Raw genomic sequence first — 16701 nt, forward strand, 5'->3', positions numbered from 1 at the left:
GCGCCCAACTTCATCACGCCACGTTCGCCGGATCCCGTTCGTCGATCAAGTCCGTCAGCCCACGTTCTTTTCTTACTCGCAGGTCAGGACCACAGTGCCGTATTCATACGAAGCCCCAGTCTCACAGACGCTTTTCGACCGCGCGTCCGCCGTGACGCCCGGCGGCGTGAACTCACCGGTCCGCGCCTTCCGCGCCGTGGGCGGCACGCCCCGGTTCATGGTGTCGGGCTCGGGCCCGTACCTCACGGACGCGGACGGTCGCGAGTACGTCGACCTGGTCTGCTCCTGGGGACCCATGATCCTCGGTCACGCCCACCCCGAGGTGGTCGCCGCGGTGCAGGACGCCGTGGCCCGCGGGACCTCGTTCGGCACGCCCGGCGAGGGCGAGGTGGAGCTCGCCGAGGAGATCGTCGCGCGGATCGAGCCCGTCGAGCAGGTTCGGCTGGTTTCCAGCGGCACCGAGGCGACGATGTCCGCGATCCGCCTCGCCCGCGGGTTCACCGGCCGCGCCAAGGTGATCAAGTTCGCCGGCTGCTACCACGGCCACGTCGACGCCCTGCTCGCCGCGGCCGGCTCCGGTCTGGCCACCTTCGCGCTGCCCGACACGCCCGGCGTGACCGGTGCGCAGGCCGGGGACACGATCGTGCTGCCGTACAACGACCTGGAGGCCGTGCGGGCCGCGTTCGCCGCGCACCCCGGGGAGATCGCCTGTGTGATCACGGAGGCGTCGCCCGGCAACATGGGCGTGGTGCCGCCGGTGGCCGGGTTCAACCAGGGCCTCGCGGACCTGTGCCGGGAGAACGGCGCGCTGTTCATCTCCGACGAGGTCATGACCGGATTCCGTACCAGCCGGGCCGGCTGGTACGGCGTCGACGGGGTGAAGCCCGACCTGATGACCTTCGGCAAGGTCATGGGCGGCGGCTTCCCGGCGGCGGCCTTCGGCGGCCGAGCCGACGTCATGGGGCACCTCGCCCCGGCCGGGCCCGTCTACCAGGCCGGCACGCTGTCGGGCAATCCGGTGGCCACCGCCGCCGGCGTCGCGCAGCTGCGGCTGCTCGACCAGGCCGCGTACGACAAGGTCGACGCCGTTTCGGCGGAGATCCAGGGGCTGGTGACCGACGCGCTCACCAAGGAGGGCGTGGCGCACCGGCTGCAGACCGCCTCCAACATGTTCTCGGTGTTCTTCACCGCCGAGGAGGTGCGCGACTACGAGGACGCGAAGCGACAGGAGGCGTTCCGGTTCAACGCCTTCTTCCACTCGATGCTCGCGAACGGCGTGTACCTGCCGCCGTCCGCCTTCGAGTCCTGGTTCGTGTCGACCGCGCACGACGAGCGGGCCGTGGAGCGGATCGCGGCCGCGCTGCCGGCGGCGGCGCGGGCCGCCGCGGAGGCGACGGCATGAGCGGGCAGGACATCACCGTCGTCCATGTGATGCGGCACGGCGAGGTGCACAACCCGGACGGCGTGCTGTACGGCCGCCGGGCCGGGTACCACCTGTCGGATCTCGGCCGGCAGATGGCCGACCGGGTCGCCGAGCACCTGTCCGGCCGGGACATCACGCATGTGGTCGCCTCGCCGCTGGAGCGGGCGCAGGAGACCGCGGCGCCGATCGCGAAGTCGCACGGGCTGACCCTGGAGACGGACGAGCGGCTGATCGAGGCGGCGAACGTCTTCGAGGGCAAGACGTTCGGCGTCGGCGACGGGGCGCTGCGCAAGCCGGGCAACTGGCGGCACCTGACCAACCCGTTCCGGCCGTCCTGGGGCGAGCCGTACGTCGAGCAGGTCGTGCGGATGATGGCCGCGATGGACGCGGCGAAGGACGCGGCGCGCGGACACGAAGCGGTGCTGGTGAGCCATCAGCTGCCGATCTGGATCGTGCGCAGTTTCGTGGAGAAGCGGCGGCTGTGGCACGACCCGCGGCGCCGGCAGTGCACGCTGGCCTCGCTGACCTCGTTCACGTACCACGGCGACAAGATCGTTTCGGTCGGGTACAGCGAGCCGGCGCGTGACTTGGTGCCCCCGCATCTGCTGGCAGGTGCGAAACCTGTGAAGGGAAAGGCAAAAGCGTTCGGAGCCTGACCCTCTCGGAGGATGATCGGGGCGATCGGATGACGGAAAGTCGTCCGGTCGCCCCGAAATTTTTGCGCCGTTGGCCGGAACCGTCGCGTTCCTCCCTGCATCTCACTCATTGTCGGCTTGCATGATCTTTTGGTCATATGAAGACGTGGAGGGGACGCGATGAGCGGGATGAGTCGCAGGGGTCTGCTGGGGGCCGGCGTCGGCGCCGCCGCCGCGCTCGGCACCGCCGGGTGCAGCTCCGCCGGACCGGACCGGCCCGCCGACTCCGGCCCCGGCAAGGGCGGACGCCCGTCGGGCGTCCCCAGCCCCCGTACCCGGCCGGTGAAGCCCCTCGGCGACGGCTCCACCGCCGACACCGGACCGCAGCCCCGCCAGCCCGTGAAGCCCGTCCCGCTGGAACCGGGCCAGACGCCCCCGCAGTTCGTGGTCTTCTCCTGGGACGGGGCCGGCGAGGTCGGGAACGGCCTGTTCCCGCGCTTCCTGGAGCTCGCCCGGAACCACGGCGCCGCCATGACCTTCTTCCTCTCCGGCATCTATCTGCTGCCCGAGTCGAAGAAGCACCTCTACCGCCCGCCGAACAACCGCGTCGGCGCCTCCGACATCGGTTACCTCACCGACGCGCACATCAAGGACACCCTGAAGTACGTCCGCCAGGCCTGGCTCGAAGGCCACGAGATCGGCACGCACTTCAACGGCCACTTCTGCGGCGGCCACGGCTCGGTCGAGCACTGGACCCCCGCCCAGTGGCAGAACGAGATCGACCAGGCCGTCGGCTTCGTCACCGAGTGGAAGACCAACAGCGGCTGGACCGACCTCGACCCGCTGCCCTTCGACTACACGAAGGAGCTCGTCGGCGGCCGCACCCCCTGCCTGCTCGGCCAGGACAACCTGCTGCCCACCGCCCGGCGGCTCGGCTGGCGCTACGACGCCAGCTCGCCCGGCGGCCGCCAGACCTGGCCGGTCAAGCGGCAGGGGATCTGGGACCTGCCGCTGCAGGCCGTGCCCTTCCCCGGCCACTCCTTCGAGGTGCTGTCGATGGACTACAACATCCTCGCCAACCAGTCGAAGAACTCCACCCAGGGCATGCCCTCCCGCTACCCGGGCTGGCGCAAGCAGGCCACCGAGGCCCTGCTCGCCGGCTTCGACCGGGCGTACGAGTCCAACCGCGCGCCGTTCTTCGTCGGCAACCACTTCGAGCAGTGGAACGGCGGCATCTACATGGACGCCGTCGAGGCGGCCCTCAAGCGGATGGCCGGCAAGAAGGACGTCCGGCTCGTCTCCTTCCGCCAGTTCACCGACTGGCTCGACGTCCAGGACCCGAAGATCCTCGCCAAGCTGCGCACCCTCGACGTCGGCCAGAAGCCCGCGGGCGGCTGGAGCGCCTTCCTCACCGCCGCCTGACGCGCCCGCTTAAGCACCCTTGACAAGGGGCTTTCCGGGCACGTAGGGGGGTGCCCAAGATCGGCGAAACACCCATGCGAAACTTTTCACATGAGCTACCGCCGTGCACCTCGTCGCGCCCTGCTCGCCGTCGCCACCCTGACGGCCGCACTGGCGCTCTCGGCCTGCGCCTCGGACGACAAGGGAAAGTCCGGCGGCGGCGGTGACACCAACTTCGTCACCAACACGGGCGGTATCTCCACCGTCGCCAAGGCCGAGCGAAAGGCCCCCAGCGCGATCAAGGGCGAGACCCTCGACGGCAAGCAGCTCGACGTCGCCGACCTCAAGGGCAAGGTCGTCGTCCTCAACGTCTGGGGCTCCTGGTGCCCGCCCTGCCGCGCCGAGGCCCCGCATTTCGCCAAGGTCTCCACGGAGCTCAAGCCCAAGGGCGTCGAGTTCGTCGGCATCAACACCCGCGACGCCAACATCAAGCCGGCCCTCGAATTCGAGAAGGCCTACGACGTCGCCTACCCGAGCCTGTACGACCCCGCGGGCAAGATCATTCTCAATGGCTTCCCCAAGGGCACGCTGAACTTCCAGGCCATTCCGTCCACGGTCGTCCTCGACAAGGACGGCAAGATCGCCGCGCGCTCCCTCATGGCGCTCGACGAGAAGAAGCTCCGGTCGATGATCGAGCCGCTGATCGCGGAGAAGTGACCCCGTGCTCGACCTCGCCGCCGAACTCGGCCGCAACGAGACGGTCTACAGCGGAGCCCTCATGCTCGCGCTGCCCATCGCCGTGCTCGGCGGGCTCGTCTCCTTCTTCTCGCCCTGCGTCCTGCCCCTCGTCCCCGGCTACCTGAGCTACGTCACCGGCGTCGGCGGCACCGACCTCGCCGAGGCCCGGCGCGGCCGCATGGTGGCCGGCGCCTCGCTGTTCGTCCTCGGCTTCACCGCCGTCTTCATCTCCGGCGGCGCCCTCTTCGGCTACTTCGGGCAGACGCTGCAGGGCTACCAGGACGTGCTGTCCAAGGTGCTCGGCGGGCTCATGATCCTCATGGGCGTCTTCTTCATGGGGCTCATGCCGTGGCTCACCCAGCGCGAGTTCCGCTTCCACCGGAGACCGGCGGCCGGCCTGGTCGGCGCGCCGGTGCTCGGCGCGCTGTTCGGCATCGGCTGGACCCCGTGCTTCGGTCCCACGCTGACCTCCGTCAACATGCTGGCCTTCGACCAGGCCAGCGCCGGCCGGGGCGCGATACTGACCTTCGCGTACTGCCTGGGCCTCGGCCTGCCGTTCATCGCCGCCGCGGTCGCCTTCCGCAAGGCGCTCGGCGCGTTCGGCTGGGTGAAGCGGCACTACGTGTGGGTGATGCGGATCGGCGGCGTGATGATGATCGGAACCGGCCTGCTGCTGCTCACCGGCGTGTGGGACAGCATGGTCTCCGCGATGCAGACCTGGACCAACGGCTTCACGGTGGGGATCTAGTCCATGAGCAAGACAGAGCCGACCGGCGCGACCGACGCCGGCGAGCAGCAGGACCTCGGCGCGGCCGGGGACCGGCTGTCCACCGCGCCCGCCGAGGACACCGGCGCCGGTGGGCCCACGCTCGGCCCGATCGGCTGGGTGCGCTGGTTCTGGCGGCAGCTGACCTCGATGCGGGTCGCGCTGCTGCTGCTGTTCCTGCTGTCGCTCGGCGCCGTGCCCGGTTCGCTCATCCCGCAGACCCCCGCGGACGAGCTGAAGGTGGCCCGGTTCAAGGACGCGCACCCGACGCTCACGCCGGTCTACGAGAAGCTCCAGCTGTTCGACGTCTACAGCTCGGTGTGGTTCTCCGCGATCTACATCCTGCTGTTCGTCTCCCTCATCGGCTGCATTGTGCCGCGCTCCTGGCAGTTCGTCGGCCAGCTCCGCAGCCGCCCGCCGGGCGCGCCGAAGCGGCTCGACCGGCTGCCCGCGTACACGACCTGGCGCACCGAGGCGGAGCCCGAGCAGGTCCGCGCGGCGGCGCACGCGCTGCTCAAGGCGCGCCGGTTCCGGTCCCAGGCGGACGGGGACGCGGTCGCGGCCGAGAAGGGCTATCTGCGCGAGGCCGGCAACCTGGTCTTCCACCTGGCGCTGATCGTCATGCTGGTGGCCTTCGCCTGGGGACAGCTGTACAAGTCCGAGGGCGGCAAGCTGATCGTCGAGGGCGACGGCTTCTCCAACACGCTCACCCAGTACGACGACTTCAAGTCCGGCTCCCAGTTCAGCACCCACGACCTGGAGCCCTTCGGCTTCACGCTGGACTCGTTCACCGGCACGTACGAGAAGTCCGGACCGCAGCGCGGCACCCCGCGCACCTTCGAGGCGGCCGTCACGTACTTCGAGGCGGGCGGCAAGGAGAAGAAGGCGGTCGTCCGGGTCAACGAGCCGCTGAAGGTCGGCGACTCGAAGGTCTACCTGATCGCCCACGGCTACGCGCCCGTGGTCACCGTCCGGGACGGCCGCGGCAACGAGGTCTTCAAGGGCGCCGTGCCGCTGCTGCCGATCGACAACAACATCACCTCCACCGGCGCGATCAAGGTGATGGACGGCTACCGGGACAAGAACGGCAAGCGGCAGCAGCTCGGCTTCCAGGCGTTCTTCGTGCCGACCTTCGCGGGCGCGGGCAAGGGGAACATGTTCTCCCAGTTCCCGGCGCTCGACTTCCCGGTCATGGCGCTCACCGGCTACATCGGCGACCTCAGGGTCGACAGCGGCCTGCCGCAGAACGTGTACCAGCTGGACAAGTCCAAGATGAAGCAGTTCACGGACAAGGACGGCAACAAGCTCGCCGAGCGCCTGCTGCCCGGTGAGACCATGACGCTGCCCGACGGGGCCGGCTCGATCACCTTCGAGAAGGAGATCAAGGAGTGGGCCAGCTTCCAGGTCTCGCAGCAGCCGGGCAACGGACTCGCGCTGGCCGGTGCGCTGGCCGCGATCGCCGGACTGTCGGCGTCCCTGTTCATCCAGCGGCGCCGGATCTGGGTCCGGGCCGTACGGGGGGACGACGGCACCACCGTCGTCGAGATGGCGGGTCTTGGCCGCAGCGAGTCGGCCAAGCTGCCCGAGGAGCTGGCCGAACTGGCGGTCACGCTCACCCACGAGGCGCCGACCGCGCCGGAACCTGCCGAGGCAGAAAGGCCTGAGAAGAAGTGAATCTCGCCGCCGCCACGAACGAGAGCCTGGCGGAGATGAGCAATGTGCTCATCTACTCGTCCATGGCCGTCTACACCCTGGCCTTCCTCGCGCACATCGCCGAGTGGGTCTTCGGCAGCCGCAGCAAGGTCGGCCGCACCGCCGCCGCGCTGACGGAGCGGACCGCCGCGTCCGCCCCGAAGGTGACCGTCCAGGTCAAGGGAGGGGGCACCGCCGTCCTGGACAAGCCGAAGGTCGTCACCCGGGCCGCCGCCGGTTCCCGGGACGTGCCGGACGGGCCCGGCGCGGCCGGCGGCACGGTCAAGGGCGACCTGTACGGCCGGATCGCGATCTCCCTGACCGCCCTGGCGTTCCTGATCGAGGCGAGCGGCGTCGTCACCCGCGCGCTGTCCGTGCAGCGGGCCCCCTGGGGCAACATGTACGAGTTCTCGACCACCTTCTCCACGGTGGCCGTCGGCGCGTACCTGGGCTTCCTCGTCGCGAGGAAGAACGTCCGCTGGCTGGGCCTGCCGCTGGTCACCACCGTCCTGCTGGACCTGGGCGTGGCCACCACCTGGCTCTACACCGACAGCGACCAGCTGGTGCCGGCGCTGCACTCGTACTGGCTGTGGATCCACGTCTCCACCGCGATCTTCTGCGGCGCCGTGTTCTACCTGGGCGCGGTCGCCACGCTGCTGTACCTGTTCCGCGACTCGTACGAGAACAAGCTCGCCTCCGGCGGGGAGCCCGGCGCCTTCGCCCGCTCCGTCCTGGAGCGGCTGCCCGCCGCGGCCTCGCTGGACAAGTTCGCCTACCGGGTCAACGCGGCGATCTTCCCGCTGTGGACGTTCACGATCATCGCGGGCGCGATCTGGGCCGGCGACGCCTGGGGCCGGTACTGGGGCTGGGACGCCAAGGAGGTCTGGTCCTTCATCACCTGGGTCGGCTACGCGGCGTACCTGCACGCCCGCGCCACCGCCGGCTGGAAGGGCCGCAAGGCCGCGTACATCGCGCTGATCGCCTTCGGCTGCTTCCTCTTCAACTACTGGGGCGTCAACATCTTCGTCAGCTCGAAGCACTCCTACGCCGGCGTCTGAGCTGGCACCCGCCCCGCCCCGGGGCCACGCTGGAGGTATGAGCGAGATACCCCGGGGCAGGAGCGAGACCCATGGCGGCGACGCGCACACCCTGAGGTTCCTGCTGGACCTCCCGCACCCGCAGGTGGCGGTCTGGGCGGCCGTCGCCACGCCGGAGGGGCTGCCGCAGTGGCTCTGCGAGGCCGATCCGCTGGAGCCGAGGCTCGGCGGGCGGGTGACGCTGCGCTGGCTCAACGGGGGTCCGGAGGTCTCCGGTCAGGTGACCGCCTGGGACCCGGAAGTCGTGGCCGAGTACACGGTCGGCCCGCCGCACGGACGCATCCGGTTCCATCTGGAGCCGGGCGCCGGCGGAGGGGCGACCGTGCTGCGTTTCACCAACGCCGTCCGGTGCCCGCAGGAGGAGAAGCTCGACCTGCTGGCCGGCTGGCACGACCACTTCGAGCGGCTCGCGCAGGCCCTCGACCACCGGCCCACGGACTGGCGCCTGTGGAGCGCCGAGCGGTGGCAGGAACTGCGCGACCTGTACGAGCAGGACGAGGCGCCCTGGCCGCGCTGGGTGCCGTAGGACCCCTGCTCAGCCCCGCTTCGGCGGCAGACAGTCCGCGGCCGGCGGGCGGCCCTCCGGCCAGGCCAGCTGGACGAACCTCTGCGAGCCGTCCGGGGCCAGCTCCACGATCGGCACCGCCTTGTCGTACGGGTTGCCGTGGTTGTCCAGGCAGATCCAGCCGCTCGCCCCGCGCACCCGCAGCGAGCCCTTCACCTGCGGCCACTGGTTCGGCACGTCGGCGAGCTCCGGGTAGTGCCGCCCCGCCCCGGTCGCCTGACGGATGGCGTGCACGGCCGTCGCCATCGCGTCGTACGCGACGATCGCCTGCCCGTCCTGCAGCGCCACCGGCTCCTTCGACGCGGCGGCCAGATCCGCGAGGAACCGCTCGTAGTCGGCCGTCGAGCCGCCCGTCGGCGGCACCGGCCGGCCGGGCGCCGGCCGCCACGCGTCCGGGTGCGCCAGCGAGGCGTACCGCACGGTCAGCCGGGCCTTGAGCGCGTCCCGGTCGAGGCGTTCGTCCGCGCCCAGGTACGAGCCCTCGTCGCCGGTCAGGACGGTGAAGCGGCGCTCGGCGCAGCCGCGGTCGCCGAGCGCGTTGATGAACTGCCGCAGCTGGGTGTGCCGGCCGGCGAAGAACACCGTCTCGGCGCGGGTGTCGCAGATCAGATGGGTGATCTGGCGGAAGGTGTTGGCGGTGGTGCCCTCGTCGGTGGCGTCCGGCGGCGAGGTGAACAGCTGCGGCTCGTACGGGGCGCCCTTCAGCGAGGCGGCGAACGCGGCCTTCAGGGTGTCGGTGTAGTGGTCGCCGGAGCGGGTGTCCTGCACGAGCAGGGCCTTGGCGGCGTCGACCCTGCCGAAATGGGCGAGCGCCTTGGCCTCGTCGCTGTTGGTGGGGGAGACCCGGGCGAGGCCGGGGAAGGGGGTGCGACCGGGGCCGTTGGCGATGTCGTCGGCCGTGATGGTGGTGCCGACGACCGCGATGCCGGCCTTCGTCAGCGCGCTCACCGCCTGCCGCACGGGGGCGGAGCTGGTCGCCACGCCCGAGACGGCGCGCAGCCGGTCCGGGGCCCCGGTCATGGCCTTCAGCCGCTCGACCACGGGCCGCCACTGCAGGTTGCCCCGGCCGGTGTTGGCGAGCACGAGGCGGATCTTGGGCGTCTGGTCGTTGGAGGCGTGGTTGGCCCGCCACTGGTAGGCGTACGCGCCCTGGATCTCGTGCAGCACCTTGATCCGCAGGCCCTCGTCCGGCGAGGTCAGCGGCAGCAGCAGCGCCACGGTCGCGTACGTGCCGGGCTGGAGGGTCCTGTTCTCGCGGGCGATCGCGGCGGCGGCCTTCGCCAGCCGGGGCACGCCGAAGGCGTGGCCGTCGCCGTTGACGCCGATGCACTCGGTGCTGCCGGCGGGCCGCTCCACGCCGGGGGCGCAGGAACGGTCCTCCGGAGTGGTGGCCCGGTCGACGGCGTACACGACGGCGGCGGTCAGCACGGCCAGCGCGAGCACCGTCGTGACGATCTTCTGGCGGGTGGTGTAGAAGACGCGGTAGCGCAGACGGCTGGGCATGGTCGTCAGACTCCGTCCTCGCGGCCGGGCGGGACGGCGATCGCCCGCCAGGCGCGGATGTCCCTCGGCCAGTGGGTGGCCGCGTCCCACAGGGGGCTGTGGCCGGTCAGGTGCCGGCCGGACAGCCGGCGCAGCTCGTGCGCGAGCTTGTCGGTCACGTCCTCGTCGGGCAGCGCCAGCGGGTCGGTGAGCAGCCACAGCGCGTGCAGCAGCCGCCCGAGGCACAGGTGCAGTTCGAGGTCCTCGTCGTCCAGGCCGTCCGGCAGCGGCCCGGCCGGTTCGCGGCCGAGCGCGACGGCCCGGCGCGGATCGGGGCCGGGGCGGTCCCGCTCGCGCGGGTACGGCGCGGAGGCGAGGAACCGCAGCCGCCGCAGCCAGCCGTGCACGTCCGGGTCGGGGAAGGTGAGCCGCAGATGGGTCACGGCCTCCTCGGTCCGGCCGAGCGCCAGGTCGTGGTGCAGCCGGTACGGGCTCGGGGCGGGGCCGTAGTACTGGCGCAGCGTCTCGTGGACGGCGCGCCAGGCTGCGTACGCGGGCGCGTCGCCGTCGTGGAAGCGGAGCCGGTGCAGCAGCAGGGCGCGCAGCAGCGGGTCGGCGACGAAGTGCTCCGGGCCCTCCGGCCAGTCCTCGGCGCGCAGCCGGTCGCGGACCGCGAGGACGAGGTCGCCGTCGGGGGCCTCGGCGCGCAGCCGGGTGCGGGCCAGGACCCGCGCCGAGTCCTCGTCGTGGGCGGCGGCGAGCACGGCGAGCGGGCCGCGCCGGGCCTGCGGCAGCAGCTCCGCGAGCAGGGTCGCGGCGACGGGGACGGGCGCGCTGTCCTCGCGCAGCTCGACGGTCAGGTCGAGCAGGGCGCCGGGGGTGAGCGCGGCCCGCCGCGCGGCGGGCGCCTCCGCGGCGGCGCGGGCGAGCAGGGCGACGCCGAGCGGGCGGCCGCCGGTGAGCCGGTGCACGCCGCGGGCGAGGTCGGCGGGGGTGCGGCCGGCCGGGTCGAGCCGGTCGAACGCGGACTGGGTCTGGGCGGGGGAGAGCGGGGTGAGAGCGACGGCGAGGATGCCGGAGGTGACGTCCGTGCCTCGCGGGCAGGGCGCGCGGTGCGCGGTCTCCGGCAGCCGCAGCCGGGTGGCGTGCCGCAGGGCCTCGTGCTCGTGCACACGGGAGGCGGCGAGGACGACGACCTTGTCGCGGTGGCCGTCGGCGCGGGCCCGCAGCAGCGGCTCGATCAGCCGGCGGCCGAGCGGTTCGTGCGCGTTGTCGAGCAGCAGCACGGGCCGGCCGCGACGGGTTCCCGCGCGGGTCAGGCCGGTGTAGGCGCGGCACAGGTCCTCGACGAGCGCGCCGACGAGGAAGTCCTCGGCCTGCCGGCGGCGCCGGCCGCCCTGCTCGAAGTCGACGGCGAGCTGCTGGAGTCCGGCGCGGCCGCGGCCGCCCGCGTTGCGGTAGGAGCCGTAGAAGGAGTCGGCGCGCTGCTGGAAGCGGCCGAACACCTCCTCCAGGACGGTCTCCACGGTGGCCTCGGCGAGCAGTCCGGCCATCGGCGCGGTGGTCTCGGCGGCGCGGGCGGCCAGTTTGGACAGCACCTTGGTGACCCAGTTCGCGGCGGCTCCCTTGGTGGCGTCGACGGTGGACAGCACCGGCCCGAGCCGCTGCAGATCGCGCCGGGCCCGCTCGTCGTCGTCCTGCGCCCAGCCGATCGAGGCGACGGCCACCAGCCCGAGGGAGAGCCGTGGGAACTGCACCGGCCGGGCCGCGTGCACCTTCGGCGAGAGCTGGACGGCCAGTTCGCCGAGCGCGCCGGTGAGCGGGGTCCAGCCGGGCCCGTGGTCGGCGGGCGGCTCGACGCGCGCGCAGTCGAGCAGGGCCAGCGGGGTGGCCTCCCGGTAGGCGTTGCGGAGCTGTTTGAGCAGCGCGGTCTTGCCCATGCCGCGGCCGCCCGTGAAGACGGTGACGGGCGGGTCGTCGCCGTGCTCGTACGCGACGCGGGCGAAGCCGTACGGGGTGAGGCCGGTCAACCGGGCGGCGAGCCCGGAATCCGACAGGACCGCCTCGCGGCCGTACAGCTCTCTGTCCACCGCCACCCCCTGGACATCCCCCGTATCGGCGTCAAGTCCAGCTTAACGAGCGCCTGTTGGGAACACGCCAAGGTTTCGCACCGAGTGTGAGCGAGTTGTGACCCGGTGCCTCGCGGGCGTCCGTCGGCTCCGGCGACGGGGCACCCATCGGTCGGGCCGATGAGGCGCCCATCGGTCCGGCCGATGGGGTCATCGGGAGGACGCCCCTCTGGCCCGTGGACCGGGCGGTCCGGTCCTCCGTAGCGTCGAGGACATGAGAAACGAGACCAGGGGAACCCTCGAACTGACCGTCGCCATGGTGCTGTCCGGCACCCTCGGCATCTTCGTCGTCGAGTCCGGCGCGTCCGCCTTCGACGTGGTGTTCTTCCGGTGCCTCTTCGGCGCCGCCGCGCTCGGCGCGTACAGCCTGGCCCGCGGCTACTTCACCGGGCACGGCTTCACCCCGAAGAAGCTCGGACTCGCCGCGCTCGGCGGCGTGTTCATCGTCTTCAACTGGGTGTTCCTCTTCGAGGCGTACGACGCCGCCTCGATCTCGCTGGCCACCGTGGTCTACCACACCCAGCCGTTCTTCCTCGTGCTGCTCGGCGCGGTCCTGTTCCGGGAGCGGATCACCGCCGCCAAGTTCGGCTGGCTCGCCGTCGCCTTCCTCGGCCTCGTGCTGGTCTCCGGCGTCCGGCCCGGCGACACCGCCTCCCTCAAGGGCCTCGGACTCGCCCTCGGCGCCGCCGTCCTCTACGCCCTGTCCACCGTCGTCACCAAGCGGATCACCGGCGTCAAGCCGCACCTCATCGCCCTCGTGCAGGTCCTCGTCGGGCTCCCGCTGCTGCTGCCCTTCGCCGACTTCGGCGCGGCGGCGGAACTCGGCGCCGGCTGGGCCTGGCTGGCCGGACTGGGCCTCATCCACACCGGCCTGATGTACGTCCTGATGTACTCGGCCTACGCCAAGCTGCCCACCGCCAAGATCGCCGTGCTGGCCTTCACCTACCCGGCGGTCGCGATGTTCGCCGACTGGGCCGTGTACGGGCACCACATCGGCCTCGTCCAGGCCCTCGGCGTCCCGTTGATCGTCCTCGCCGGCCTCAAGGTCACCCTCGCGGCGAAGCCTGCTCCCGCAGCAGCCGCCGCGCCTGCTCCACGAACAGCCGGACGTGCTCCGGCAGCTGCTTCCCCCGCCGCCACGCGATCTGTGTGAACAGCGTGAACGGCGCCGCCCAGTCGAGCGCCGCCAGCGCCCCGGACGCCAGCTCCTCGGAGACGGTGATCCGGGGCAGCAGCGCGAGCCCGAGCCCGCTCGCCACCGCCCGCTTCGACGCCTCGATCGTGCCGAACTCCATGAACTGCGGCCCCAGCGCCGCCAGCGCCTGCTCGAACCCGTCCCGGTACGCGCAGCCCGGCTCCGGCCCCACCAGCGTCGCCCCGGCCACGTCCGCGTCCGTCAGCCCGGGCCGCCCGGCCAGCGGATGCCCCGGCGCCGCCACCAGCACCAGCGGCTCCTCGGCCAGCACCTCCGACTCCAGTCCGGCGTGCTCGGTCTCCCGCTCCATCAGGAACCCCAGGTCGTACGTGCCCTGGAGCAGCGCCTGCCGGGTCGCGTCGCCGAGCGTCGGCCGCAGCGCGAGCCGCACCTTCGGATAGCGGTGGTGGAACAGCTCCAGCAGCGGCGGCAGCCGGTACGAGGTCAGCGACTCCATCGTGCCGACGGCGATGGCGCCGGCCGGCTCGTCGAGTCCGGCGACCGCGGCCCGCGCCTCCTCGTTCAGCTCGATGATCCGCCGCGCGTACGGCAGCAGCCGCTCGCCGGCCTCGGTCAGCCGGATCCGGCTGCCGAGCCGCTCGAACAGCTCCACGCCGAGGGAGGACTCCAGCGACCGGATCTGGCCGGTGACGCTGGACTGCGCGTACTTCAGCTCGGCGGCGGCGCGGGTGAAAGACAGGACGGTGGCGACCTTCTCGAAGGTCACCAGGAGCCGCAGCTCCATGTCAGGACTTCTCGCCGTCCTCGCCCTGTTCCCGCTTCTTCAGCTCCTCCTCGCGGCGGCGCAGGTCCGCCTCCCAGTCCTTCAGGAGCGACTCGTCCTTCTTGTTCTCGTCGCGCAGGGACTTCAGGAACTCGGGGTTGTCGTCGGGCGCGACCCACTCGTGCCGGTGGTTGCGGTGCCACTCGGAGGGCGTGCGGCCGCCGCGCGGGGCGTGGCGCAGCTTGCCGGCGGCGAACCAGGCGATGGGGCCGACGATCCAGAAGAGCAGGATGATGAAGATCCAGGCGATCTTGGGCAGGTGCCGGGCCTCGTCCTCGGGGGTGTTGAGGCAGTCGATGACCGCGTAGATCGTCAGCGCCAGCGGCAGGATGTACATCAACGCCCTGAGCATGTGGGACAGCCCCCTGGAAGCGACGGCGGGACGTGTTCGAACGGCCCCGGTGACAGGTCAAGCCTAGCCCGTGGCGGATACTTGCCCCTATGGCTTACGACGATCTCCGCTCGCTGCTCCGGGCGCTGGAGCGCGAAGGCGACCTCAAGCGCATCAAGGCCGAAGTCGATCCGTACCTGGAGGTCGGGGAGATCGTCGACCGGGTCCAGAAGTCCGGCGGCCCGGCGCTGCTCTTCGAGAACGTCAAGGGCTCCTCGATGCCCCTGGCGATGAACGTGTTCGGCACCGACCGGCGGCTGCTGAAGGCGCTGGGTCTGAAGTCGTACGACGAGATCAGCGAGAAGGTCGCCGGGCTGCTCAAGCCCGAACTGCCCAAGGGCTTCATCGGCGTCCGCGAGGCGTTCGGCAAGCTCGGCGCGATGACGCACGTGCCGCCGAAGCTCGTCAAGGACGCCCCCGTGCAGGAGGTCGTGCTCCGCGGCGACCAGGTGGACCTGGACAAGCTGCCCGCGCTGTTCACCTGGCCCAAGGACGGCGGCTCGTTCTTCAACCTGGGCCTGACGCACACCAAGCACCCCGAGAACGGCATCCGCAACCTCGGTCTGTACCGCCTGCAGCGCCACGACAAGCGCACCATCGGCATGCACTGGCAGATCCACAAGGACAGCCGCAACCACTACCAGGTCGCCGCCCGGCGCGGTGAGAAGCTGCCGATCGCGATCGCCTTCGGGGCGCCGCCGGCCGTCACGTACGCCTCGACGGCCCCGCTGCCGGAGGACATCGACGAGTACCTGTTCGCCGGCTTCCTGCAGGGCAAGCGGGTCGAGATGGTCGACTGCAAGACGGTGCCGCTGCAGGTCCCGGCCGACGCCGAGGTCGTCCTGGAGGGCTGGCTGGAGCCCGGCGAGATGCTGCCAGAGGGCCCGTTCGGCGACCACACCGGCTTCTACACGCCGCAGGAGGACTTCCCGGCGCTGACGATCGACTGCGTCACCATGAGGAAGCGTCCGCTGCTGCAGTCGATCGTGGTCGGCCGGCCGCCGACGGAGGACGGCCCGCTCGGCCGTGCCACGGAGCGGTTCTTCCTGCCGCTGCTGAAGATCATCGTGCCGGACATCGTGGACTACCACCTGCCGGAGTCCGGCGGCTTCCACAACTGCATCATCGTCTCGATCGACAAGAAGTACCCCAAGCACGCGCAGAAGGTGATGAACGCGATCTGGGGCGCGCACATGCTCTCCCTGGAGAAGCTGATCGTGGTCGTCGACGCCGACTGCGACGTGCACGACTACCACGAGGTGTCCTGGCGGGCGCTCGGGAACGTCGACTACGCGCGGGACGTGCTGATCACCGAGGGGCCCGTCGACCACCTGGACCACGCCTCCTACCAGCAGTTCTGGGGCGGCAAGATGGGCATCGACGCGACGAGGAAGCTCCCCGAGGAGGGCTACACCCGGGACGGCGGTTGGCCGGACATGGTGGAGTCCGACCCGGCGACGGCCGCGCTCGTGGACCGCCGCTGGAAGGAGTACGGCCTGTGACCACCGCGGCCGTGCCCGGCGCGCAGCCGGGACGCACCAAGGCGTTCCTGCGCCTGGTGATGATCGAGCACTCGGTCTTCGCGCTGCCCTTCGCGTACATCGCCTCGCTGACCGCGATGTTCCAGCTGGACCGGCGGATCGACTGGTGGACGCTGCTCCTGGTGACGGTGTGCATGGTGGGCCTGCGGACCTTCGCGATGGCCTGCAACCGGATCATCGACCGGGAGATCGACGCGCGGAACCCGCGCACCGCGAACCGCGAGCTGGTCACGGGCGCGGTGTCGGTGCGGCAGGCGTGGACCGGCGCGGGCGTGGCGGTCGTCGTCTTCCTCGGCGCGGCGGCGCTGCTGAACCCGCTGTGCCTGGCGCTCGCGCCGCTCGCGGTGGTGCCGATGGTGGTCTACCCGTACGGGAAGCGGTTCACGAACTACCCGCACGCGATCCTGGGCCTGGCGCAGGCCATCGGCCCGATCGGGGCCTGGCTGGCGGTGACCGGCTCGTGGTCGTGGGACGCGGTGATCCTGGGCCTCGCGGTGGGCATCTGGATCGGCGGCTTCGACCTGATCTTCGCCTGCCAGGACGTGCAGGCGGACCGCGCGCACGGCGTGATGTCGGTGCCGGCCCGCTTCGGCATCCCTGCGGCCCTGTGGGGCGCGCGGGTCTCCGCGGTGGTCACGACGGCGCTGCTGATCGGGTACGCGCTGGCGACGGACGCGGGGCTGTTCTTCTGGGCGGGCCTGGTGATCGTGGCGGTGGCCTTCTGCTACGAGCACACGATCGTGAGGCCGCACGACCTGTCCCGCCTGAACCGGGCGTTCTTCACCACGAACGGCTTCATCGGGATCAGCCTCTTCGTGTGCGCCCTGCTGGACCTGCTGGTGCGCGGGCTCGGCGTCTAGCC

Annotated in this window: 15 protein-coding genes; 11 read left to right on the plus strand and 4 right to left on the minus strand. The window is 71.5% G+C overall.

Annotated elements, in window-relative coordinates; all coding sequences use genetic code 11:
- The first annotated feature begins 94 nt into the window (after positions 1-94).
- The 8 genes from hemL to ACNJ93_RS18210 all read left to right on the plus strand — a co-directional run bounded on the left by hemL (position 95) and on the right by ACNJ93_RS18210 (position 8278).
- On the plus strand, positions 95-1402 hold the full coding sequence (gene hemL, locus ACNJ93_RS18175; protein ID WP_418958455.1) for a glutamate-1-semialdehyde 2,1-aminomutase: 1308 nt from the start codon (positions 95-97) through the stop codon (positions 1400-1402).
- Positions 1399-2079, plus strand: a complete 681-nt coding sequence (locus ACNJ93_RS18180) for a histidine phosphatase family protein (RefSeq protein WP_418958456.1) — start codon at positions 1399-1401, stop codon at positions 2077-2079. The genes hemL and ACNJ93_RS18180 overlap by 4 nt, the downstream gene beginning before the upstream one ends.
- Positions 2080-2238: 159 nt before the next feature.
- Positions 2239-3480 (plus strand): hypothetical protein, encoded by a 1242-nt coding sequence (locus tag ACNJ93_RS18185; protein ID WP_418958457.1) that lies wholly within the window; start codon positions 2239-2241, stop codon positions 3478-3480.
- Positions 3481-3570: 90 nt separating this feature from the next.
- Positions 3571-4176 (plus strand): TlpA family protein disulfide reductase, encoded by a 606-nt coding sequence (locus ACNJ93_RS18190; RefSeq protein WP_418958458.1) that lies wholly within the window; start codon positions 3571-3573, stop codon positions 4174-4176.
- A 61-nt stretch (positions 4177-4237) separates the two neighbouring features.
- Positions 4238-4945: a cytochrome c biogenesis CcdA family protein gene (locus ACNJ93_RS18195; protein ID WP_418961451.1), complete on the plus strand. Its 708-nt coding sequence runs from the start codon at positions 4238-4240 to the stop codon at positions 4943-4945.
- Between the two features lie 3 nt (positions 4946-4948).
- On the plus strand, positions 4949-6637 hold the full coding sequence (gene resB, locus ACNJ93_RS18200) for a cytochrome c biogenesis protein ResB (RefSeq protein WP_418958459.1): 1689 nt from the start codon (positions 4949-4951) through the stop codon (positions 6635-6637).
- Complete coding sequence (gene ccsB / locus ACNJ93_RS18205; protein ID WP_418958460.1) at positions 6634-7713, plus strand: c-type cytochrome biogenesis protein CcsB; 1080 nt, start codon at positions 6634-6636, stop codon at positions 7711-7713. Before resB ends, ccsB begins: the two co-directional genes overlap by 4 nt.
- 37 nt (positions 7714-7750) lie before the next feature.
- Entirely contained in the window at positions 7751-8278 is a 528-nt protein-coding gene (locus ACNJ93_RS18210; RefSeq protein ID WP_418958461.1) for an SRPBCC domain-containing protein, read from the plus strand.
- 9 nt (positions 8279-8287) lie between these two features.
- Here ACNJ93_RS18210 and ACNJ93_RS18215 read toward each other — a convergent pair whose 3' ends face one another.
- Complete coding sequence (locus ACNJ93_RS18215) at positions 8288-9820, minus strand: ABC transporter substrate-binding protein (protein WP_418958462.1); 1533 nt, start codon at positions 9818-9820, stop codon at positions 8288-8290.
- Between the two features lie 5 nt (positions 9821-9825).
- Positions 9826-11889 (minus strand): hypothetical protein, encoded by a 2064-nt coding sequence (locus ACNJ93_RS18220; protein ID WP_418958463.1) that lies wholly within the window; start codon positions 11887-11889, stop codon positions 9826-9828.
- A gap of 253 nt (positions 11890-12142) precedes the next feature.
- Here ACNJ93_RS18220 and ACNJ93_RS18225 point away from each other — a divergent pair, with 253 nt between their 5' ends.
- Positions 12143-13081, plus strand: coding sequence for a DMT family transporter (locus ACNJ93_RS18225; protein WP_418958464.1), 939 nt, complete (start codon positions 12143-12145; stop codon positions 13079-13081).
- Here the strand turns inward: ACNJ93_RS18225 and ACNJ93_RS18230 are convergent.
- Positions 12975-13868, minus strand: a complete 894-nt coding sequence (locus ACNJ93_RS18230; RefSeq protein WP_418958465.1) for a LysR family transcriptional regulator — start codon at positions 13866-13868, stop codon at positions 12975-12977. The genes ACNJ93_RS18225 and ACNJ93_RS18230 overlap by 107 nt on opposite strands.
- A 1-nt stretch (position 13869) precedes the next feature.
- Positions 13870-14259, minus strand: coding sequence for a PLD nuclease N-terminal domain-containing protein (locus ACNJ93_RS18235; protein ID WP_418958466.1), 390 nt, complete (start codon positions 14257-14259; stop codon positions 13870-13872).
- Positions 14260-14348: 89 nt separating this feature from the next.
- Between ACNJ93_RS18235 and ACNJ93_RS18240 the strand changes: the two genes are divergently transcribed.
- Together ACNJ93_RS18240 and mqnP are read left to right on the plus strand one after the other, a co-directional pair.
- Positions 14349-15800 carry a menaquinone biosynthesis decarboxylase gene (locus ACNJ93_RS18240; protein ID WP_418958467.1) on the plus strand — a complete coding sequence of 484 codons (1452 nt, stop codon included), beginning with the start codon at positions 14349-14351 and terminating at the stop codon, positions 15798-15800.
- On the plus strand, positions 15797-16699 hold the full coding sequence (mqnP, locus tag ACNJ93_RS18245; RefSeq protein WP_418958468.1) for a menaquinone biosynthesis prenyltransferase MqnP: 903 nt from the start codon (positions 15797-15799) through the stop codon (positions 16697-16699). Before ACNJ93_RS18240 ends, mqnP begins: the two co-directional genes overlap by 4 nt.
- The last annotated feature ends 2 nt before the right edge of the window (positions 16700-16701 follow it).

The organism is Streptomyces tritici (genome assembly GCF_048500665.1).
Taxonomy (GTDB): domain Bacteria; phylum Actinomycetota; class Actinomycetes; order Streptomycetales; family Streptomycetaceae; genus Streptomyces; species Streptomyces tritici.